Below are 20,221 nucleotides of genomic sequence, written 5' to 3'. Positions count from 1 at the left end.
TGTAATACTTGAGTCCTAACTGCAAACTGTCTACATAAAATTGGTTCCTTACTTTAGATAGCCTAGCTGGTAAAAACCTTAAGGTTTTGATACAGTATATTTAATATGTTTACCAAAAAAAATAGGATGATTTCTTATTTAGAGTAAGTGTTTTCCAGTCTATTTCTGTCAGATGTTCGTCATAAGCTTTCACTTGAGGATCATGCCAATCTGCCTTTTTCCGTACCCACTCTGCCCATTCGCCCAGCTTATCAGTATAGGTGTTGTTTTCACGAGCATTCTTTTCTACATCACTGGCGTAGTTTCGCATAACTTGTGCTTGCCGCCAGCGTTCAGCTTCAACTAGTATATTTTTAAGGTTATTCAACTCTTGCTCTTGCCTGGCTTCCATCTCCCGGTATATTCTTTCCCTTTCTTTACGCTCAGCCTGTATTCTTTCCCGCTCCAGTCTCTCAGCATGTTCCTTGTGACCTTTCAATATTAGGGTGGCTATAATTCTTGGAATTCTTTCTTCCAAAGGTTTTTTATCATCTGCCCACTCCCTGGATCCAAAGTTCTTGTACCAAAAGGCTAGCATGCCAGATGGTTTGTACTTTTTATAGCCCCATGAGCTCTGCTTAGATAGGTCTTCTGTGAGCTTCTCCCGAAGGGATATTTCAAATTGCTCCCCAAGAATAACAGCGTATGTATTTTGGTTCTCTACAACTACTTCATGCCCCAGAGCTTTTAAGGTTTTAATAAGCGTATCCATAAATCTGAATGCTCTTGCTGAAGATGCAGGAGAAACATAAATACTGAGCTTCCTACCACAGTCATACAGCCCATCGTAGGACTTTTCTTTACGCTCACGATCATAGACTTCTTTAGCGGCTACAATCAGTTTATCAGGGTTCTTAAGCTTATCAGGGACAGTGATTAGATCCTTATGATTATCTTCCAGTTCTCGTATTAAATTTGCCAATGCTGAAAGGCCTGTAGGGTCATACACTTCACCGTCTTTTCTAACTGTTAGCTTAACTTCTTGTTCTCCTTTATAAGAAGTTGGCAAAGGTATTACCTTGACTTTCTTTCCTGCTCTGAGCTTCATCCAATGGCCAGCCTTCGGAAGCGGGATCTGCAGCTTAATACAGATTTTCCTTAATCCATTATCAGAGATATTGTATTTCTTGGCTATTGTAGTCATGGGCTCTTTCCATATCATGTCATAGAGCTCCTGACGAGTGATGGTTATCTGTTCCATTGATAATATGTATTTGTAGGTTATAAGAGGACAAATAATAATTTTTTCAACACCATTAATTTCCTAAGTTTAACTGTAAATAGCATATATGAGCAACAGATTTGAAGACATAGACTCTTCAGAAGCTATCATCCTGTATGACCTGATTGCTGCCACTTATAAAATCGCACCGGGCAAAACATTGCTGGAACTTGCTATTGCAGGTAAAGAGGCAATAGAATAGTCTACATTATCGAAGGCTTATCAAGACAATTATTTAATGTGACTAGGGGAGAAGGCCTTGCCCTAACAAAGTAACACAGACATAAGAGCAGCTATATAGAGTATTGTTACACAGATAAAGCTCAAATCAATTACTTTTGAAAAGACTGTAGTATTAGGCATTAAATTAATAGGAAGAGATGCTATTAATAACTCTAATAGCCATATACAATATAGTTTTACTTAGTATTAAAATAATCTCCTTCTTGATATTAATCTATATGAATGACATAAAAGAGTGGTCTGAGAGTTTTGCAAAATATACCTGGGACCGGTTAGGCTTTGTATATCATAATGAACAAGCAAAACTTCAGGAAACTACTATTACTGATGATCTCGTTTTCCAAATATCAAAACTTTTCTCAGGAGATGGCTCATTGTTTATGCTGGAACATGCAAAAAATGAAAAGCGTAATGGTAACGACTTAGAGTTTGCAATAGCTGTAAGAAAAGACGAATTTTTAATTTTCCCTATTCAGGCAAAAAGATTATACGCAAAGCAACGCTACCCGCGTATAAGCCACAAAGGTCAACTGAAGGGGTTAATGAACTATGCTAAGGAAGTAGGTGGTGTTCCTTTATACTTACTTTACAACTACGTAGCTAAAGACTTTGAATATCCTAAGTATTTATGTGGTAAGGAACTTGTAGCTGATCATTATGGCTGTACATTAGTTGCAGCTGAGCATATTGAGGCTAGATACGCTAACAAGCTTAAAAGGAAGCGTAAGAAGATCTGGAAAATACCTACATTCTTTAGCCTACTAGAAGACCAAGCATCGTTTCCTTGGCATTTGTTGTTTTATGAACCAGAGAAACTAGTGCCTGGTTATAAGATGCGTACTAAAGAAAGTGAGATTATAATAAAGGCGTATTCAAAGGATGAACTGCTAAGCAATAAAGATTGGCAATACTTAACACAATTTAGTCAAGTACAGAATAGCAGTAATCTTGTTATGCAAGACTTCACAGATTCTGTAAGTAATGGAGAAGATAATAGCACTTTTTCCCCTCGCTTTAGATTTATCTTTGATTCATTCTCAGATTAAGCTTCTTAACTAATTACTATAATATTTCTACTTAATAAATTTTCTAAAGGCTGATACTGTCTGAACAATGAAAAAAGCTAGGATAATCCTATGTATGGCATCTAAGAAGTAAATGGTTGTACTCAAATTTATTCCCTCATGAAAAATTTTATTAATTCCTCTTGCTGGATTAAAGAGTTGGGGAAATAAATATAGCTTATTATATAAAGTGTTGACAGTAAAAAGAATATCTTCCTTATTTAAGGAAGGCAGCCATCTTAATTCTTCTGTTGTATCAATTGCAATTATTAGATAAAAAAGGAAAGTAATAGCTGTAATTATACATACTGGCTTCGTCCAATTCAAACCGAAATCATTAGATTGGCTAAGCCACAATATAAACCTATCTCTAATTTTTGATTGCTTATCAGATGCTATCTGTTTTTTAAAGGCAATTAATTCTAATGCTTGAAATTCAAGAGCATTCAACTTATCTCCTTGTTTTTCGAGGGCTTGTTTGAATTGACGATATATCTCTCTTTTCTTTTTATTGATCTGTGTGTCATCTGAACCTGTTACCAATTGTGTATCAGAAAACCAGGTTACATCTGAAGTAACAATATCACTAAGGTATGAATCAACGATATTGATCTCTTTAAAAGAGTTTAAGGAAAAATTGAAAAACTGTGCTTTACCTAAATTAGAGTTTTCAATTTTAAAAATTGTTTCGTGATTTGTATTAGACTTACAAGAAGATATTATTAAGTTTCCATAATTAGTGAAGCTCTCGAAAGTAAGATTTGAAAATGAACATCTACTAAACACAAAATTACCTTTATGATTATCTGACTTAAATAAGACTGTTTGAAAGCTAACTTGATTAAACTGGATAGTTCCCTCTAAATTTTGCGAAGCATCAACATGTAGTTTTTTTACTTCTTTGTCACTACCATTAAAAATGAAGCTAGTACCAAATTTACCAGCAGATATATAAATATCATTAACCTGGCCTACTAGTTGATTTGTTGTATCTTCAATATCAATTTTTATACTTTTCTTAAATTGGTCCCCAACTATAGTTAATGTATCTTTAATTGTACAACCTCTAATTAATACATCATCATTGAAAATTCCATTATTGAATGTTAGACCTGACCTGCTGTTAATTTTCCAAAGCTGTACGTGATCCTTAAATGTATTACCAATTAGTGAAAAGCTTCCCACATCTAGTGCTTCACAAATAACATGTGAGTCTATTTCTGAATTATTAATTCTGATTTGCCCAAGACCATTAAGAACCATGGACCTTATTGAAAACTTACCATTAAGTTGAGATGAATCAATTTCTAGCCCTCCTTCTCTCACCAAAACTTGTTCTACAATCAAATCTTTTATAGAACTGGAATTTCGGATAGATACCCCTCTGCCAAATTCACTTTTATTATAGATTTGAACCCTATTAACTTCGCAATTATCGATTATTAGGCTGTTGAAATTATGGTCTTTATCTAATTCAGGATCATAGCCATTAGCAACACTTTTATTTAAAGCTAAAACTTTGTCAAAACGACAATTTAAAAACCTTATACCGTACTCTAGATTTACTGAATTAAAAATAACATTTTTACTAAACTCAACATTCTTAACAATTGCATAAGAACAAGTGTAATTATAATTGTTTAATTCAACTTCTTCATCTACAAACACATCGGTTATTTCTACTATTTTGCCTATTCTTTTAGGGTCATTCAATAGTGAAATGAAGGCTTGTGCACTAATGACTTTTGCCATGGGTTAGTTCAGGTTTCTGAATCGAAGAGGATATTTTACGCTACTGGTGTCCGAATAGTGTCCGAAGTAAATTAAAAAAGCCTATTAGATTACTCTAATAGGCTTTTTAGTAGTCCGTAGGGGAATCGAACCCCTGTTGCCAGAATGAAAATCTGAAGTCCTAACCCCTAGACGAACGGACCGTGCAATTGCTGTATTGCGATGCAAATATAAGGGGTGATTTTATTTCTGCAAACTCTTTTTTGAGCTTTTCTTAAAGAAAATGAGCCTGACTATGTAACAGGCTCATTTTAAGTGCAATATTTCGCTAAGAAAGTTTAGTTATTCTGTTTTCAGAGAATAAATAGGGTTTCTCAATGCTGCTTTTATTGCCTGGAAGCTTATCGTAACCAAAGCAATTACCAGCGTTGCGATGCCGGCAAGTATAAAAGCCCAATAACCTATGCTGATGCGGTATGTAAAATCCTGTAGCCATAGTTGCATCAGGTAGTAAGCTATAGGTGCTGCAACCAGGAATGCGATCAGAACAAGCTTCACAAATTCTTTTGAAAATAAAATGGTAATATTCAGAATGGAAGCACCCATTACTTTGCGAATTCCTATTTCCTTGGTGCGTTGTGCAGCCATAAAAGATATTAACCCATACAAGCCCAGGCAGCCAATAAAAATGGCGATAAAAGAAAATACTTTAAATAAAGTGCTTTGGCGTTGCTCGTCCTGGTAAAAGCGGGCGATACTCTCGTCCAGAAATTCATAGTTGAAAACATCATCAGGGTAGGCTTTATACCATACTTGCTCCAGGTGCTTTAGAGCTTCTTTGTTATGCCGAACATTAATTTTTGCCATCATGTACAGATAGCTTTGTGGTTGTGCAACAAGAAAAATAGGGTCGATCGGATCATGCAAGGAAGCCTGATGAAAATCTTCTACCACTCCAAGTATGATTCCTTTAGTTCTGCCTCCGGATAAAGTTATACTTTTACCAAGGGCATCCTCAGGTGATTTTAGCTGAAGTTTACGTCGCATGGTTTCGTTAATAAGCACCCGCAACGTAGAATCATTAGCATCAGCATTTTCGCTATCCTTGAATTTTCGACCGGCTATAAGTTTAAGGCCAAAGACATCCAGGTAATTTTCATCAACAAATTTTAGGTTGGCCTGAAAAGGTAAATCTTCCCTGGAGTTATTAAATCCGAAGTTTGTCAGGCTGGTAATATTTCCTGCGGGGGGCGCTATACCAAAAGTTACATTTTCTACAGCTGGATTGCTAAGGAGTTCGTGGCGCAAGGCTTTGAGTTTAATGGCCTGGCCCTGCGGCAGAAAGGAGGTAACCACCGCATCTTTATTAAAGCCGAGATCTTTGTTCCTGAAATAAAGCATTTGCTCATTTACAATAAAAGTGCAGATGATGAGCACCTGGCAAATCGTGAACTGTACTACAACCAGGGCTCGTCGTAATGATATACCCGCAACCTGCTGCACCGATATACGGCTTCGCAGTGCAGTAATTGGTTGAAAGCGGGAAAGCACAAATGCCGGGTAAAGCCCTGCAAAAAGGGTTACAAGTATAATCTGCAAAGCCAGAAAGAGCTGCAGTGCCGGGTTATTCCAGATGCCGAATGTAATCTTAAGTTCCAGTAACTGGTTCAGGTATGGCAGGGCAAGCTCGGTAAGTATAACAGAGATCAAGGTAGCCATCAGCGTTATAATAAAAGTTTCGCCCAGGAACTGTAACATGAGTTGCCATTGGTTGCTTCCCATTACTTTGCGAATGCCTACTTCTTTGGCCCTTTTAATAGCCTGGGCAGTGGCAAGGTTAATAAAGTTTATGCAAGCTGTAATCACCAGAAACAAACCAACCAATGCCATCGACCAGATGACTTCTTTTGAAATAGTTCGCTGAGAATAAGTACCATAATCCGCATTAAAATGAATGTCATCAAGCGGTTGAAGGGTAATTACCTCGTTAGCTTTACGTTTTTCCGGCATATGTTTCCTAAGGGTTGTATTGATGTTCTTCTCCATCGCTTTTACATCCGAATGCTCAGGCAACAGCGCAAAAGCGGTGTGATTGCTCACCAATGAGTTCCAGGACGTAAGGTCATAGGGCGAATAGTTCTTAAGTGAAGCATAAGAAATCAGGTAGGCAAAAGGAAAGTCTGTATTGGTTGGGAAATCAGGTATAACGGCCGCTACTTTCAGGGTGAGCGTATTGTTGAATTTTACCGTTTTGCCTACGGCTTCTTCTCCCGGGAAGTATAAATCTGCTTTTGATTGCGTTAGTATGATCGTATTTGGCTCACGCAGCAAAGGCCTGATATCCTGTCCGCCTGTATCAAAATCAAAAAGATCCATATACTCAGGTTCTACAAAGCCAACACCTGCTTCTTCACGGAAAAATCGCGGTGCTACCTTGCCGTTGCCGGGTACTGTGATCTGGCCACCTTCTTCGCCATATAACTGGGTAATTTTTTCAAAACCCGGATTGTTGCTGCGCAGTATGCCAACGGCTGGGAAGTGAATGGAAGTTGTTTTAAATACTCCATCTTCGTAGTTCGAATCCACGTTCAGGCGGTAAATGCGGTCTGCCTTCGTATGGAAAGCATCATAGCTAAGCTCATACTTAATTACCAGGAAAAGCAAAATACTGCAGGTTATACCTAATGCCAGGCCCATAATATTGAGCACACTATAACTTTTGTTGCGGAGCAGTGATCTGAGGGCAGTGAGGAAGTATATTTTTAACATGATCTTCAGATTTATACTTAGAAATTAGCGACAGCTACAGCAGAACGTTCTGTGATAACCTGGCCATCAAAGAGGTTAATAATGCGGTGTGCATACTCAGCATCGGAAGGGGAGTGTGTAACCATAACGATAGTTGCGCCTGCTTCATTTAACTCCGATAATAATTGCATTACCTCCCGGCCATGTACCGAGTCCAGGTTACCGGTTGGTTCATCGGCAAGTATAAGTTTGGGCTTGCCAATTACGGCACGTGCAATGGCCACCCGTTGCTGCTGGCCACCTGAAAGCTGTTGCGGAAAATGATTGCGGCGATGTGCAATGCCTACACGTTCCAAAGCCTCTGATACCCGCGTTTTGATTTCTGCCTGTGGTACTCCCTGGTATACCAAAGGGAGTGTTACATTCTCCTCCACTGTAAGTTCATCGATCAGGTTAAAGCTCTGGAAGATAAAGCCCAGGTTTTGTTTGCGTAATTGCGCACGCTGCCGCTCAGTTGCCCGACCAATTTCATTACCCATAAACAGCAGGTTGCCACCTGAAGGAGCATCCAGCATGCCCATAATATTTAGCAAGGTACTTTTGCCGCAACCGGATGGGCCCATTACGGCCACAAATTCACCGGCGGCTATACTTACATCCACACCGGCTAGTGCAGTAGTTTCTATGGTATCAGTCAGGTATTTTTTTTCCAGTTGCCTGGCTTCAATGATCAGGTTTTTCATGGTTTTATTCTGGTTAGTGTAAGCAGATTAATCTTCAGGTTAAAATATGTTTTGAAAGTATAAACCCAAGACCTGTGCCAGTTCACAAATGCTGCAATACAGCCTGAAAACGAATGGCATGGCACACATCAGTGTCCATACCTGGACAGTAAATGTCCGGGCATGGACAGTAAGTAATGTGATTTAAGTATAAAATAGTGTAAATTAGGGTATAATTAGCCTGGCACAATATTTTATACTTGCACTAGTATAAGTAACTATAAGCTCCCTAACTATGGATCAGAATCTCGGAAAAATATTGGTGATTGATGACAACGAAGATGTGTTGTTTTCGGCTAAAATGTTGCTGAAAAAACATGCCTCAGAAGTTATCATGGAAAAGAATCCGAAGAAGATTCCTTTCCTGGTTTCCAATGGCGATTTTGATATCATTCTGCTCGACATGAACTTCACGCAAGACATTACAAGCGGGCAGGAAGGCTTTTACTGGCTGAAGGAAATTTTGAAGTATGATCCGTCTGCAGTAGTAGTGATGATAACGGCTTTCGGTGATGTGGAAATGGCAGTTCGGGCGCTTAAAGAAGGTGCTACCGATTTTGTGCTCAAGCCCTGGCAAAATGAAAAGCTGTTAGCCACACTTTCATCGGCTTCTAAGCTACGCAACTCCTATAAAGAAGTGCACCAGCTTAAAGAAGTAAACAAATCGCTTTGCGCGGAATTGAATGCCCCGCAAAGTATAATTACCGGCCAAAGCCCAGCCATGCGCAACCTGTTTTCAATTATAGATAAAGTAGCTAAAACCGATGCCGATATTTTACTCCTGGGGGAGAACGGAACAGGTAAAGAAGTAATTGCCAGAACCATACACCAGCGATCATCACGCGCCGATAAAGTTTTTGTTACCGTTGATATGGGGGCTGTTACCGAATCGTTGTTTGAAAGCGAACTTTTCGGGCATAAAAAAGGTGCCTTCACAGATGCTAAAGAAGACAGAATAGGCAGAATAGAAGCGGCAAACGGGGGCACCTTGTTCCTCGATGAAATCGGGAATTTATCGCTGGCTATGCAGGCAAAGTTACTGACAGTGCTACAACGTCGTGAAGTGATTCGGGTTGGCACTAATAAACCTATACCTGTAAACATACGCCTGATCAGTGCAACCAACATGCTCTTAAAAGAGATGGTGCAGCGCCACGAGTTTCGCCAGGATTTACTTTACCGCATTAACACCGTTGAGCTGAACCTGCCACCTTTGCGCGAACGCCTTGACGATATTCCATTGTTTGCAGAACATTTCCTGGAATCCTATTCTCAAAAGTATAAACAGCCTCTGAAAGTCTTATCTGATAATGCGTTACAAAAGTTGAAACGCTACAACTGGCCTGGTAACGTGCGCGAACTGCAACACGTGCTGGAGCGGGCCAGCATTATGAGCGACAACAGCGAACTACAAGCCGACGACTTCTTTTTCATATCAGAAACGCAACCTGAGGCAAAGCCTGCACAGGTAGATTCTCAGAAACTGGACGACCTGGAGCGCGATGCAGTGCAGCGCGTATTGCAGAAATATGATGGCAACATCTCAAAAGCAGCAAAAGAATTGGGGCTTTCGAGAGGGGCTTTGTACAGAAGGCTAGAAAAGTATGCGCTTTAGAAACTACAGGCTGCAGTTGCTGCTGCGGGTTGCATTGCTGGTTATCTCTATCTATGCCCTTGCAAGTATAAACTTTAACCCCGACTATCGCGGCACCTACATTGGGCTTATACTTTTTATACTGCTGCAAGTGTTTCTGCTTATTCGCTTTCATGAACATACTAACAAACAGTTTCTCCGTTTCCTGAACTCCATTAAATATGATGATTTTACAGAACTTTTCCGGGTAAGTGGCGAAGGCAGAATCCAGCATGAACTGGGGCTTAAGTTAAACGAAGTGATGGCCAAGTTCAGGGAAGTGCGTGCCGAAAAAGAAGCGCACCTGCATTACTTTGAGGTAATTGTACAGCATATCGGCATAGGCATCATAACCTATAAACCCGATGGCACCATCCTGTTACTAAACAACGCCGCCAAGAAATTACTGAAAATTGCGCATGCCAACCACATGCATGAGCTGGAAACAGTAAACCCGGCACTGGCTGTAAATATGCAGCAATTGGAGCATGGCGAGAAAACCCTCGTGCAATTCAGGCAGGGCGGCGAGCTGGTTAACGTATCGGTACATGTAATAGAGTTGGCACTATTAGGCGACCAGGTGCGCGTGGCTTCTCTGCAAAATATACAGCGCGAACTCGAAGAAAAAGAAATGGAGGCCTGGCACAATTTAATTAAGGTGCTTACCCATGAGATCATGAACTCGGTAACGCCCATTGCTTCGCTCTCTGCCAGCGCGCGCGAAGAAATCCAAAGTTATACAGATTCTCCTGCCGAGGAAGTTACCGTGCTTAAAGAAGAACTGGAAGATATCGGGCAATGCCTTCAGACTATAAGCCGTAGGAGCGATGGCCTGATCAAGTTTGTAAGCGATTTCAGAAACCTGACTACTATTTCTCCACCCAACATAACTAAGTTTGATGTAAGTGAACTCCTGCAGGATATTAAGCTATTGATGCGTGAGCAGTTGGCAGTGCAACACGTTCAGTTTATACTTGACGTGCAATCGCCTCATTTGCTGCTGGCTGCCGATAGAAGTATGATTGAGCAAGTACTGATTAACCTGCTAAAAAATGCTATAGAGGCAGTGCACGAACAAGCCGAAAAGAAGATCATACTTCGGGCTTACCTTGACGACCGGAGCAGGATCAGCATTGAGATTTCTGATAACGGCCAGGGCATGACACAGGAAGCCGCAGCCAAAATATTTATTCCATTTTTTACAACCAAGAAAACAGGTTCGGGTATTGGCCTTAGCTTATCTCGCCAGATCATGCGTTTGCATAAAGGTACCATTTCCGTGCAATCTGAATTAGGTAAAGGCACTACCTTTATACTTCGGTTTTAAATGAAAGCGCATACTTTGGGCAATTTTATACTTTGTCGGTTTTGCCTGCAGCCCGTATAGTTCTGGTATACTATAAACTTATACCAACTGCTAACTATGGAAACTGTAAAAGATGTAAAAACTGCCAGGGAAGTTACCGTAAGTGCCGATAGCAGCACGAGCCTGGTGGCAAATATTAAAATGGGTGGTCAGGAGTCTAAAATAGATGAATCTGTTGCGGATAGCGGCCCCGATGCTTATGATTATATATTAAGCGCGCTTGGCGCCTGTACTGCTATAACGCTGCACATGTATGCCAAACGCAAAGAGTGGCCACTGGAAAGAGTAGAGGTAGACCTGAGCCATGAGCGCGTGCACACCGTTGACTGTGACCATAGCGATGAAAATGAGGCTAAACTTAGCCAGATAACTAAAAAATTACGCCTTATTGGTGACCTTACACCAGAGCAAAAACTACGCTTGCATGAAATTTCTGGCAAGTGCCCGGTTCAGAAAACATTGCAGGCAGGCCTGATCGTGAAAACCGTTTTAATTGAGCAGGTATAATTTATACTTGCAGCTTCTGTACTTTTCCTTATTTTCGTGTTCATCACTGTCCGGCAAAACCATCGTTTATACCTGGTTTACCGGTTAATACACCCATGCTGAAAAAATTAATTTATACTTACTGCTTTGCCGCTTTTTTAGCAACAGGAATGGTTGCCTGTGTTCCGCTGGAAGAGCAGGGGCAAAGTAGCACAAGTGGCACTGCCCAAACTGCACTTCGCTACGATGATTTTATCTACGACCAGAGTATAAAATCGGTGCAGTTTTATGTGGCAACAGGCTTGCCTGATGAAGTGCTGCAGCCAGCTGTTTTAGCCCTTGACCAGGAGCAGCCCATTATACTCGAATTTGACCGCTTGAATGCCGGTCCGCAACGCTTAGTAGCTAAACTACAGCATTGTAATGCCAACTGGACACCTTCCGCACTTACAGATTCTCAGTTTCTGAATGATTTTAACGAGTTCTTTATAACCGATGTGCAGAATTCTGTAAACACCCGCGTGCCCTATGTCCATTATAGGTTCAGAGTACCAAGAGTTAAATTAAGTGGTAATTATATTTTGCAGGTTCAGGAAGAAGGCGGCAACCTGTTACTTACCCGCAGACTTTTAGTATATCAGAATACGGTAACAGTTGTGGCTAAATTAGGGCCTCCTACAGGCCCGGAAGGTCGCGAAGCCAGGCAGCCGGTAGAGTTTAACGTGTTTTACAAAGATTATGCGCTGGTTAACCCTGCACAGGAAGTAAAAGCTGTTATGCGCCAGAACCACCGTTGGGATAATGCTAAAACCTACGCTCGCCCTGCCTTTATCCGTGAAGATATCCGTAAGCTGGAGTATGTATTTTTTGAGCCAAAGGAGCATTTCCTGGGCTTAAGCGAATTCAGGCCATTCGATACCCGAAGTATCCGTTTTAATGGCATAGGCGTAGACCGGATCGATCTTCAGAAATCGCCTGCTGAAGTATACCTGCAAACAGATAAATCAAAGCAGGGCAATGTGTACAGCCAGGACCCGGATATAGATGGCAAGCAGCTTTTCGGCAATAAAGAGTATGGCAACAGCATTGTAAATGCAGATTATACCTGGGTAGATTTTGAATTGAAAGCCTCCGAAGAAGCTAACGCCGAAGTATACTTGCAAGGTGCTTTTACCGACTGGAAACTTGCACCGGAGTTTAAACTTAATTACAATACAGAACGACAGGCATATGCTGGTAAATTGTTACTGAAGCAGGGGTACTATAATTACTATTATGCTTTAAAACGAAGCGGGAACTCTGCTGCAGATGCCAGTTATTTTGAAGGCAGCCATTTTGGCACCGGCAACACCTATGATATACTTATTTATTACCGCCCACCCGGCTCACGCGCCGATCTGCTGATCGGGTATGAGGAGATCTTGTTTAACAGGAAATAGTTGGGGAGTAAAGTATAAATCAAAAATAAGTTTGCTTATCAAGCAGATGTAAAACATAAAGGGCAGCCGTTAAGCTGCCCTTTTCTAATTCTCAAAAGTATAAATTAAACGTTGAAACGGAAGTGCATGATATCACCATCCTGAACAACATATTCTTTACCTTCAACGGCCATTTTACCGGCTTCCTTAATCTTGGCTTCGGTCTTGTATTCTTGGTAATCCGGAAGTTTAATAACCTCTGCACGGATAAAGCCTTTCTCGAAATCTGTATGTATAACTCCTGCAGCCTGAGGTGCTTTCCAGCCTTTACCAATCGTCCAGGCGCGTACTTCTTTTACGCCGGCAGTAAAGTATGTTATCAGGTTAAGTAGTTTGTAAGAGGCTCGGATCAGCTTGTTCAGGCCAGATTCTGTTAAGCCATACTCAGCCAGGAACATTTCTTTTTCTTCAGGGTCAGTTAGTTCGGCAATCTGCGCTTCGATAGAGGCAGAAATTAGAACAACCTGTGCGTTCTCGCTTTTTACATGCTCTTCCAGTGCCTTAGAAAACTCATTACCTGAGTTCATAGAGTTTTCGTCTACGTTTGCTGCATAAATTACAGGCTTATCTGTAAGCAGGTTCAGGTCACGAACAATCTCTTTGTCTTCCTCAGTTACTTCCAGGCTTCTGGCATTTAAACCTTGCTCCAGGTGTGCTTTATACTTTTCCAGCGTAGCCTGTTCTTTCTTTGCTTTCGCATCGCCAGCCTTTGCTGAGCGCTGTACTTTCAGCATCATTTTCTCGATTGACTCAAGGTCTTTCAGCTGAAGTTCTGTATCGATGATCTCCTTATCAGAAATGGGGTCTACTTTGCCGGCTACGTGTACAATATTGGGGTCTTCGAAGCAACGTACAACGTGTATAATGGCGTCTACCTCACGTATGTTGGCCAGGAATTTATTGCCCAGACCTTCGCCTTTGCTTGCGCCTTTTACAAGGCCGGCAATGTCTACAAACTCAATAACAGTTGGCAGCACACGCTCCGGGTGCACCAGTTCTTCCAATATTTGCAGGCGCTCGTCAGGTACGGTAATCACACCTACGTTCGGCTCTATGGTACAAAACGGATAGTTGGCAGATTCTGCCTTGGCGTTAGAAATAGCGTTAAATAAAGTTGACTTACCTACGTTTGGCAAGCCTACAATGCCGCATCTTAGTCCCATGTATCTTTAGTTGTTAATTTCAGGCTGCAAAGATAAGGTTTTTTGTTGATAGGTTTATAGTTGGTTTTTTAAGTGTTATTATGAGTACGCTGGAGGTGAAAGAAGCTAGTATTGCTGATTTAAACCTTCTAGCTATAGTTTTATAGTTTAAGCCTTCTGTAACTGGTACCGAGCATTAAAATCATAATTACCTGTTTTCCTGGGAACTCTACTTGCATATCGAGACATATTTTGCTTTGGTGCCCTCCCAGGCCGGGCGGCCTCGTCCTTTGGTATCGCGCTGTGTTCCCTTCCTTTGCTCCTAACGTCGCAATGCCTTACGGCACCAGAATCTCACAAGGCGCTCAACCCAAGGACTGATACATTTCTCATAGCTACTGTTAATTTATACTTTGAAGCGATAGGCTTCGAGATTTATCGTGGCTGTAATTCAGTAGGGACAGGTCGCGACCTGTCCGCTTGTAGGCTGTAACTATGAAACTATAATTACAACGAAAGTAAAGACTGTACTAGCTCCCCGCCTTATAAAAGGACGGGTTGGGGGTGGTTGGACAAACGGCAACTATGAAACTATACTTTCAACTATTGCAGTAGAAAAACTCCCTCTCCTGTTTTTAGGAGAGGGTTGGGGTGAGGTAGAGGCAAGGGACAGGTTTATACGTTGGCTGTAAAAGATCCCTCGGCTAACACACGGGATGACATGGGAATGTATAAAAGTTTCCCTCCACAATGCGGTATAATATAGCGGTATATATTATTAGACTCGCAGAAGTGGAGATGTGTCTTGGAAGCTTTCGGGAACGCTTCACGGAGTAAAAATCCTGCAAATTCAAATCAATTCTGTAAATCCTGATTCAGACAGAACACTTTTTGTTGCCGGCAGGGAGTAAAAACAAAAGAGCCTGTAACGTTTGCTACAGGCTCTTTTTATACTTTATAAACAGGGGAGAAAACTATTCCCACTTAAGCTCTTCATCAAAGTTTGCTTCTGTTTCCGCAACTACCGGGTTTTCCAGGGCGGCAAGCGCTTCTTCTGTTAAAAGTTCTGACTTAACGTGATCGATCGTTCCCTGCAGTGCTTCCATGAACTTTGCAAAATCTTCTTTGTAAAGAAAGATCTTGTGTTTCTCATAAGAGAAGGCGTCATCCTTGAACTTTCTTTTACTTTCCGTAATGGTCACGTAAAAATCGTTCGAGCGAGTTGACTTCACATCAAAGAAATACGTTCTTTTCCCGGCTCTTACCCTTTGGGAATAAATTTCTGCTTTTTCGTTGTTCTCTTCCACCGTTTAAATAGACGTTAAATTCAAATTGTGAACTTAAAGCTAACATATAGTTTTCATATATAAAAGTATTTGAATTTAAAATTTTTAACGATTTACACTTATATTTGCCCCGGACCAAAATAGTATAGCATGAATATTTGTTCACTTATACTAGTTTTTCTTTTCTCGTTTTACAACGCTCCGGCAACGTATACCGCTGATGGTAAGGCTTCTTATTACTCAGACCGGATGCACGGCCAGCGCACCTCCAGTGGCGAGCGTTACGACAAAACAAAACTCACGGCGGCACACGCTACACTTCCTTTAAATACCAAAGTGCGTGTTACCAATCTTAACAATGGTAAAAGTGTCATCGTAAAAATCAACGACCGCATGTCGCGCCGAAGCCATACTTTGATAGATCTTTCCAAGGCCGCAGCTAAAGAGCTTGATATTATAAGGGCAGGTTATGGAAGAGTAAGGCTAAAAGAAGTTAAAAAAGAAGAGGCGGAGCAACAAGACAAGCCTTTAGCCGTTTCAGAAACTGCAGCTACTTCCCCAAAATAACAAGCCCAGATATGAAAAAGCCGCTAACCCTTGCCGATGTTCAGAAGTTCGAAAACATGGAGTTTCTGGCAAAGCAACTGGTAGAAGGCTTTATTACGGGATTACATCAGTCGCCATACCATGGTTTTTCTGTTGAGTTTTCGGAGCACCGCCTGTATAATAGCGGCGAAAGTACCCGCCATATAGACTGGAAAGTATACGCCCGCACCGATAAGCTTTTTGTAAAGCGATTTGAGGAAGAGACCAACCTGCGTTGCCATATTCTGATGGATGTGTCGCCCTCGATGTATTACCCCACCGAGAACAACGGCAAAATTACCTTTTCGGCACTTTGCGCTGCTGCTATTGCTACGCTTCTTCGGAAACAGCGCGACGCCGTGGGGCTGGTAACTTTTTCTGATAAAATTGAGCTTCAGACACAGGTAAGATCCACCGCATCTCATCTTCATACTTTGCTGCTGTTGCTTCAAAAGCAGCTGGAGGAAAAACCGCATTCAAAAGACACCAAAGTTTCGGAGGTAATTCACCTGATAGCGCAGCAAATACCAAAACGCTCTTTAGTAATTATCTTTAGCGATATGCTAAGCCGTTATGATGACAGCGAAGCTATTTTTGCTGCACTTCAGCACCTGAAACACCAGAAACATGAGGTGCTTATTTTCCATGTGATGGACCGCAAGACAGAAGAGGAGTTTGATTTTGCAGAACGTCCTTATGTTTTTGTAGATGTAGAAACAGGGCAGCAGCTTAAATTACAGCCATCGCAAGTTAGAGAACAGTACCGGGCAGCCGTAGAGAATTTTAAACGAGAACTGGAGCTCAAATGCGGGCAGTATAAAATTGATTTTGTACCTGTAGATATCAGCGAACCTTTTGATAAGGTGCTGTATAGTTACCTGGTAAAGCGGGCGAAGGTGCGGTAATTACCTGTTCTATTTGATTTGAAGAAGCGCTCTTTTGTTTAAAGCTAAAATTAAGCTAAATATTGATAGCAGGAATGTTAAAGGAGTGAATAGCAGCTTCTCCATTTTGTTAACTGAAAGTGCATTGCCTGCAGTATTAAAAAGGAACAGCACAAACATTATCCAAAGCGCTGCTCTTATTATCGTTTCATTAACTCTCAACTTCAAAATTCCAGCTTTTATACTTACCACTGCCAGCATTATTAAATTTATAACGATGGCTATAGTTTCTAGAGGCAGCATCTGAGCCTTAGTTTTCAATTCCCCGCCCCAAACCATATTCAAAGGAATTATACTTAGCATTACAGCTAAATGGAAAAGCACAAAAAGTGACAAAATGAAAAGTAAACCGGCAACAGCTATTCGATTTAAATAGATAGTATTCATTTGCTAGATTATAATGATTTGCTAAAGCTTTTTACCTTTTATAGTTTTTATTGTGGGTAACGTCTAGTGCATGAGGCGTGCAAGGCCGTCGGCCGTAGCATGACTTATGCACAATGTTTGCAAAAGTTTTTCTAGATTTCTTTTATTAGACGTGTTAACCTCTTGTTCAATTCTGATTTGAAGTCACCTTTAATTTTTCTGGAAATCCTGAGACTTTCTAGTTCGCTTAATTCAAAGAGATACTCATATGAGTCATCCATTATTCTAGTACAATCTAAGTCTAAATGTCGCAGTTTCCTCAAAGCTCCAAGCGGTCGTAGAGATTCAATTTTAAGTGTTTTGGGGCCCATACATCTCCTGTGATTGCCAGTTCTCTTAACTCCGTTAAATTCCCTATTACTGAGTAATCCTGAATCCTTTGGAGATTGATAAGCTCTAAAACTTGAAGGTTTACTAAGTCGGCGAGAGGATTTACGTCTTCTATTTTTGTTGAGCTTCCAATATGGAGTCTTTTGATGTTTTTTAAATTTGCGATTTTACCAATATCTTTTATCACGCTCCATTTTATATAAAGTCCCTCAAGACTTTGCATCTCACAGGCCGCGTCGAACATCTCCTGGTTTACTCTTGAGGTAAACCACAGATATTTCACCTCTTGTAATTGAGGAAGCTTTTCACACCACACACTTACAAGTTCCTTCTGTAGACTTGCGGGAAAGGATGTTTGGGTAATTGTAAGGTTGAGTTTATCTGATGGCTTAATATCTTTTATATGCGTTGTCGAATTAGGGGGCCAATTCTTTTCTGGCGACCAATGCCAAAATGTTTGATAAAATTGTTCTTCTGTCATATTTTAAACTATTGCTAACTACCGGATAACAGTAAACTTACGCTTATCTGCATTATAAGCGTAGTATTTTATCATATAGTGCTCACACAACGAATTATATTACTTCGGCATATTATCCAGCGATTGCCAAAGATATTTGCTGGCAATGGTGCGGTATGGGCGCCAGTTTTCGGCTATTTCCTGCATTCGTACCTTCAGAGCTTTGCCTGTTTCTTCTAATTTATAGTGGCGCTTCATGGCGTTTTGTATTCCAAGGTCATCCAGCGGCAGTACATCCGGGCGCTCGAGGGCAAACATAAGCAGCATTTCTACAGTCCAGCGGCCAACACCTTTAATCTGCGTCAGATGTTTAATAAGCTCATCGTCTTCCATGGCATCAATGGTTGCATGATCCAGGTTGCCTGCTGCTGCAAAGCTGGCTACATTCCGGATATAGCCAATTTTTTGGAAGGATAAACCGGCTCCACGAAGTGTTTCGTCTGGTGTTGAGAGTACCAATTCTGGTAGCGGGTAATTCTCAGGGTATAATTCTGTAAATCTCCTGAAAATGGTTGCTGCTACTTTAGTACTCAGCTGCTGGGAAACTATAGATCCAAGCAGTTTAAAGTATAAATCTTCGGATTTGGATGACTGAAGTGGCCGACCTTTGCCAATTATACCTGCGATAATAGGGTCTTTGGCCAGAACAGCCATTACTTCTGAAGAGGGAAAATCAGGAAAAGAAATACTCATAGTTTTAGAAACGAAGTAAATCGGGTTAGATATTCTATATCTGCCATTCCGGCTAAAGGGAGTTGTTGCACCCTTACCGGAATGACGGATATAGAATACTTTAATTGCTAGGTTTATACTTCCACTTGCTTTTTACTCAATGATTTTAAAACCTCCAAAGTATGGTTCAGCATTTCATCCGTAACATCAAGGTGCGTTACAAACCGGATCATTTGTGGGCCAAAAGCAGAAGCGCGAATATTTTGATCAGCCAGGGCATTAATAAAAGCGGTATCCGTATACTTGTTATTTAGCTTAAAAATAACAATGTTCGTTTCTACAGGAAGTATACTTTCGATATAGTCCAGTTGCTGCAGTGTTTCACCAATAGCTTTGGCTTTCCTGTGATCTTCCTGAAGGCGCTCAATATGGTTATCGAGTGCGTAAATGCAGGCAGCAGCCAGGTAGCCGGCTTGTCGCATACCGCCGCCAAATGCTTTCCTGATTCTGCGGGCTTTTTTAATAAATTCCTTTGAGCCAAGCAATACAGAACCCACCGGAGCACCAAGTCCTTTTGATAAGCATACCGAAATACTATCGAAATAGTGGCCATAGTTTGCGGGGTTTTCATTAGCAGCTACCAATGCATTAAATACGCGGGCGCCATCGAGGTGAAGGGGCAGGTTGTGGCGCTTGCATACTTCCGAAATGGCAGCTATCTCATCCAGAGTATAAAAAGATCCTCCGCCTTTATTGCACGTGTTTTCCAGCGCTACCAGTTTTGTCTCCGGGTAATGTACATTATCCAGAGGGCGTATACTTGCTTCTACCTGGGCAGGTGTCATTTTACCTCGTAAACCCGGCACCAGGGCTACTGATGCCCCCGAATTTGCCGCAATTCCACCACCTTCATATAAATAAATGTGCGCGGTCTGGTCGCAGATAACTTCTGTGAGCGGCCCTGTATGTGCTTTAATAGCGATCTGGTTTGTCATGGTGCCGGAAGGGCAGAAGAGGCCTGCTTCCATTCCAAACATAGCTGACGCCTTGGTTTCCAGTGCATTTATAGTTGGGTCTTCCCTGTATACATCGTCGCCTACTTCGGCACCAAACATACAGGCCAGCATCTCGGGAGTAGGTTTAGTAACGGTGTCGCTGCGTAAATCTGTTATCTTCATATTGAATTCTGTTCTGGAAATACTTTACTTTGTAAAAATAATAACTTAGTTTTGCCGTTCAAATTAAATATTGCAACGATGGGAGTTACTAGATTAAAAAGAAAAGACCGTAAGAATAAAGCAAGAGCAAACAACAAAGTAGCTAAAATTAAGCAACTGTTGCTGACACCAGTTATCAAGAATGTTGATATGGACGAGCTGCGTGCTCAGTTTGGTGAGGCTCCTAAAAACAAGAAAGAAGAAGCTTCTGCTGAGTAATTCTTTTACGGTTAAGTAAGTCCATCTGCCTGCCGCTGCTATTTCAGCAAATGGCGGCGGCTTACTGGAAGAACTCAAGAAGTGTGCA

The 20,221-nt window shown here is 41.2% G+C and carries 19 protein-coding genes and 1 tRNA gene; 9 read left to right on the top strand and 11 right to left on the bottom strand.

Annotated elements, in window-relative coordinates; all coding sequences use genetic code 11:
* Positions 1 to 109: 109 nt before the first annotated feature.
* A complete protein-coding gene (locus LWP20_RS15170; protein ID WP_242929020.1) occupies positions 110 to 1,240 on the bottom strand; it encodes a hypothetical protein in 1,131 nt (376 codons plus the stop codon).
* An 88-nt stretch (positions 1,241 to 1,328) separates the two neighbouring features.
* On the opposite strand from LWP20_RS15170, the gene LWP20_RS18285 reads away from it, so the two are divergent.
* Both LWP20_RS18285 and LWP20_RS15165 read left to right on the top strand, forming a co-directional pair.
* The gene (locus tag LWP20_RS18285) at positions 1,329 to 1,463 is read left to right on the top strand and encodes a hypothetical protein (RefSeq protein WP_262914614.1); all 135 of its coding nucleotides are present in this window, start codon (positions 1,329 to 1,331) and stop codon (positions 1,461 to 1,463) included.
* Between the two features lie 259 nt (positions 1,464 to 1,722).
* On the top strand, positions 1,723 to 2,550 hold the full coding sequence (locus LWP20_RS15165) for a DUF6615 family protein (RefSeq protein ID WP_242929019.1): 828 nt from the start codon (positions 1,723 to 1,725) through the stop codon (positions 2,548 to 2,550).
* A gap of 27 nt (positions 2,551 to 2,577) precedes the next feature.
* On the opposite strand, the gene LWP20_RS15160 is transcribed toward LWP20_RS15165, so the two are convergent.
* The 4 genes from LWP20_RS15160 to LWP20_RS15145 form a co-directional block, all read right to left on the bottom strand.
* The gene (locus tag LWP20_RS15160; protein ID WP_242929018.1) at positions 2,578 to 4,320 is read right to left on the bottom strand and encodes a hypothetical protein; all 1,743 of its coding nucleotides are present in this window, start codon (positions 4,318 to 4,320) and stop codon (positions 2,578 to 2,580) included.
* A 110-nt stretch (positions 4,321 to 4,430) separates the two neighbouring features.
* Positions 4,431 to 4,502 (bottom strand) — tRNA-Glu (locus LWP20_RS15155).
* Positions 4,503 to 4,641: 139 nt separating this feature from the next.
* Positions 4,642 to 7,068, bottom strand: coding sequence for an ABC transporter permease (locus LWP20_RS15150; RefSeq protein WP_242929017.1), 2,427 nt, complete (start codon positions 7,066 to 7,068; stop codon positions 4,642 to 4,644).
* 17 nt (positions 7,069 to 7,085) lie between these two features.
* Entirely contained in the window at positions 7,086 to 7,790 is a 705-nt protein-coding gene (locus LWP20_RS15145; RefSeq protein ID WP_242929016.1) for an ABC transporter ATP-binding protein, read from the bottom strand.
* Positions 7,791 to 8,064: 274 nt separating this feature from the next.
* Here LWP20_RS15145 and LWP20_RS15140 point away from each other — a divergent pair, with 274 nt between their 5' ends.
* The 4 genes from LWP20_RS15140 to LWP20_RS15125 all read left to right on the top strand — a co-directional run bounded on the left by LWP20_RS15140 (position 8,065) and on the right by LWP20_RS15125 (position 12,753).
* On the top strand, positions 8,065 to 9,444 hold the full coding sequence (locus tag LWP20_RS15140) for a sigma-54-dependent transcriptional regulator (protein ID WP_242929015.1): 1,380 nt from the start codon (positions 8,065 to 8,067) through the stop codon (positions 9,442 to 9,444).
* Positions 9,434 to 10,789, top strand: coding sequence for a sensor histidine kinase (locus LWP20_RS15135; protein ID WP_242929014.1), 1,356 nt, complete (start codon positions 9,434 to 9,436; stop codon positions 10,787 to 10,789). Before LWP20_RS15140 ends, LWP20_RS15135 begins: the two co-directional genes overlap by 11 nt.
* Positions 10,790 to 10,885: 96 nt before the next feature.
* Complete coding sequence (locus tag LWP20_RS15130; protein WP_242929013.1) at positions 10,886 to 11,335, top strand: OsmC family protein; 450 nt, start codon at positions 10,886 to 10,888, stop codon at positions 11,333 to 11,335.
* Between the two features lie 95 nt (positions 11,336 to 11,430).
* Positions 11,431 to 12,753, top strand: a complete 1,323-nt coding sequence (locus LWP20_RS15125; RefSeq protein ID WP_242929012.1) for a type IX secretion system plug protein — start codon at positions 11,431 to 11,433, stop codon at positions 12,751 to 12,753.
* Between the two features lie 104 nt (positions 12,754 to 12,857).
* Here the strand turns inward: LWP20_RS15125 and ychF are convergent, their stop codons facing one another.
* Both ychF and LWP20_RS15115 read right to left on the bottom strand, forming a co-directional pair.
* Positions 12,858 to 13,955 carry a redox-regulated ATPase YchF gene (ychF, locus tag LWP20_RS15120; RefSeq protein WP_242929011.1) on the bottom strand — a complete coding sequence of 366 codons (1,098 nt, stop codon included), beginning with the start codon at positions 13,953 to 13,955 and terminating at the stop codon, positions 12,858 to 12,860.
* Positions 13,956 to 14,908: 953 nt separating this feature from the next.
* Positions 14,909 to 15,241, bottom strand: coding sequence for a DUF3276 family protein (locus tag LWP20_RS15115; RefSeq protein ID WP_242929010.1), 333 nt, complete (start codon positions 15,239 to 15,241; stop codon positions 14,909 to 14,911).
* A gap of 129 nt (positions 15,242 to 15,370) precedes the next feature.
* On the opposite strand from LWP20_RS15115, the gene LWP20_RS15110 reads away from it, so the two are divergent.
* Together LWP20_RS15110 and LWP20_RS15105 are read left to right on the top strand one after the other, a co-directional pair.
* A complete protein-coding gene (locus LWP20_RS15110) occupies positions 15,371 to 15,787 on the top strand; it encodes a septal ring lytic transglycosylase RlpA family protein (protein WP_242929009.1) in 417 nt (138 codons plus the stop codon).
* Between the two features lie 11 nt (positions 15,788 to 15,798).
* Positions 15,799 to 16,710 (top strand): DUF58 domain-containing protein, encoded by a 912-nt coding sequence (locus LWP20_RS15105; RefSeq protein WP_242929008.1) that lies wholly within the window; start codon positions 15,799 to 15,801, stop codon positions 16,708 to 16,710.
* Positions 16,711 to 16,719: 9 nt separating this feature from the next.
* On the opposite strand, the gene LWP20_RS15100 is transcribed toward LWP20_RS15105, so the two are convergent.
* The 4 genes from LWP20_RS15100 to LWP20_RS15085 form a co-directional block, all read right to left on the bottom strand.
* Complete coding sequence (locus LWP20_RS15100; protein WP_242929007.1) at positions 16,720 to 17,136, bottom strand: hypothetical protein; 417 nt, start codon at positions 17,134 to 17,136, stop codon at positions 16,720 to 16,722.
* A 298-nt stretch (positions 17,137 to 17,434) separates the two neighbouring features.
* The gene (locus tag LWP20_RS15095) at positions 17,435 to 17,986 is read right to left on the bottom strand and encodes a leucine-rich repeat domain-containing protein (protein WP_242929006.1); all 552 of its coding nucleotides are present in this window, start codon (positions 17,984 to 17,986) and stop codon (positions 17,435 to 17,437) included.
* A gap of 99 nt (positions 17,987 to 18,085) precedes the next feature.
* Positions 18,086 to 18,718, bottom strand: a complete 633-nt coding sequence (locus tag LWP20_RS15090) for a DNA-3-methyladenine glycosylase family protein (protein WP_242929005.1) — start codon at positions 18,716 to 18,718, stop codon at positions 18,086 to 18,088.
* A gap of 113 nt (positions 18,719 to 18,831) precedes the next feature.
* Entirely contained in the window at positions 18,832 to 19,875 is a 1,044-nt protein-coding gene (locus tag LWP20_RS15085; RefSeq protein WP_242929004.1) for a threonine aldolase family protein, read from the bottom strand.
* 78 nt (positions 19,876 to 19,953) lie between these two features.
* Between LWP20_RS15085 and LWP20_RS15080 the strand changes: the two genes are divergently transcribed.
* Positions 19,954 to 20,133 carry a hypothetical protein gene (locus tag LWP20_RS15080; RefSeq protein ID WP_242929003.1) on the top strand — a complete coding sequence of 60 codons (180 nt, stop codon included), beginning with the start codon at positions 19,954 to 19,956 and terminating at the stop codon, positions 20,131 to 20,133.
* The last annotated feature ends 88 nt before the right edge of the window (positions 20,134 to 20,221 follow it).

The sequence above is a fragment of the Pontibacter vulgaris genome (genome assembly GCF_022758145.1).
GTDB classification, from domain to species: Bacteria; Bacteroidota; Bacteroidia; order Cytophagales; family Hymenobacteraceae; genus Pontibacter; species Pontibacter vulgaris.
This window is presented reverse-complemented; position numbering and strand designations above follow the sequence as displayed.

Coding starts and splice junctions, on each gene's coding strand:
- LWP20_RS15170 (WP_242929020.1), bottom strand. CDS start 1,240: ATGGAACAGATAACCATCACTCGTCAGGAGCTCTATGACATGATATGG.
- LWP20_RS18285 (WP_262914614.1), top strand. CDS start 1,329: ATGAGCAACAGATTTGAAGACATAGACTCTTCAGAAGCTATCATCCTG.
- LWP20_RS15165 (WP_242929019.1), top strand. CDS start 1,723: ATGAATGACATAAAAGAGTGGTCTGAGAGTTTTGCAAAATATACCTGG.
- LWP20_RS15160 (WP_242929018.1), bottom strand. CDS start 4,320: ATGGCAAAAGTCATTAGTGCACAAGCCTTCATTTCACTATTGAATGAC.
- LWP20_RS15150 (WP_242929017.1), bottom strand. CDS start 7,068: ATGTTAAAAATATACTTCCTCACTGCCCTCAGATCACTGCTCCGCAAC.
- LWP20_RS15145 (WP_242929016.1), bottom strand. CDS start 7,790: ATGAAAAACCTGATCATTGAAGCCAGGCAACTGGAAAAAAAATACCTG.
- LWP20_RS15140 (WP_242929015.1), top strand. CDS start 8,065: ATGGATCAGAATCTCGGAAAAATATTGGTGATTGATGACAACGAAGAT.
- LWP20_RS15135 (WP_242929014.1), top strand. CDS start 9,434: ATGCGCTTTAGAAACTACAGGCTGCAGTTGCTGCTGCGGGTTGCATTG.
- LWP20_RS15130 (WP_242929013.1), top strand. CDS start 10,886: ATGGAAACTGTAAAAGATGTAAAAACTGCCAGGGAAGTTACCGTAAGT.
- LWP20_RS15125 (WP_242929012.1), top strand. CDS start 11,431: ATGCTGAAAAAATTAATTTATACTTACTGCTTTGCCGCTTTTTTAGCA.
- ychF (WP_242929011.1), bottom strand. CDS start 13,955: ATGGGACTAAGATGCGGCATTGTAGGCTTGCCAAACGTAGGTAAGTCA.
- LWP20_RS15110 (WP_242929009.1), top strand. CDS start 15,371: ATGAATATTTGTTCACTTATACTAGTTTTTCTTTTCTCGTTTTACAAC.
- LWP20_RS15105 (WP_242929008.1), top strand. CDS start 15,799: ATGAAAAAGCCGCTAACCCTTGCCGATGTTCAGAAGTTCGAAAACATG.
- LWP20_RS15100 (WP_242929007.1), bottom strand. CDS start 17,136: ATGAATACTATCTATTTAAATCGAATAGCTGTTGCCGGTTTACTTTTC.
- LWP20_RS15095 (WP_242929006.1), bottom strand. CDS start 17,986: ATGACAGAAGAACAATTTTATCAAACATTTTGGCATTGGTCGCCAGAA.
- LWP20_RS15090 (WP_242929005.1), bottom strand. CDS start 18,718: ATGAGTATTTCTTTTCCTGATTTTCCCTCTTCAGAAGTAATGGCTGTT.
- LWP20_RS15085 (WP_242929004.1), bottom strand. CDS start 19,875: ATGAAGATAACAGATTTACGCAGCGACACCGTTACTAAACCTACTCCC.
- LWP20_RS15080 (WP_242929003.1), top strand. CDS start 19,954: ATGGGAGTTACTAGATTAAAAAGAAAAGACCGTAAGAATAAAGCAAGA.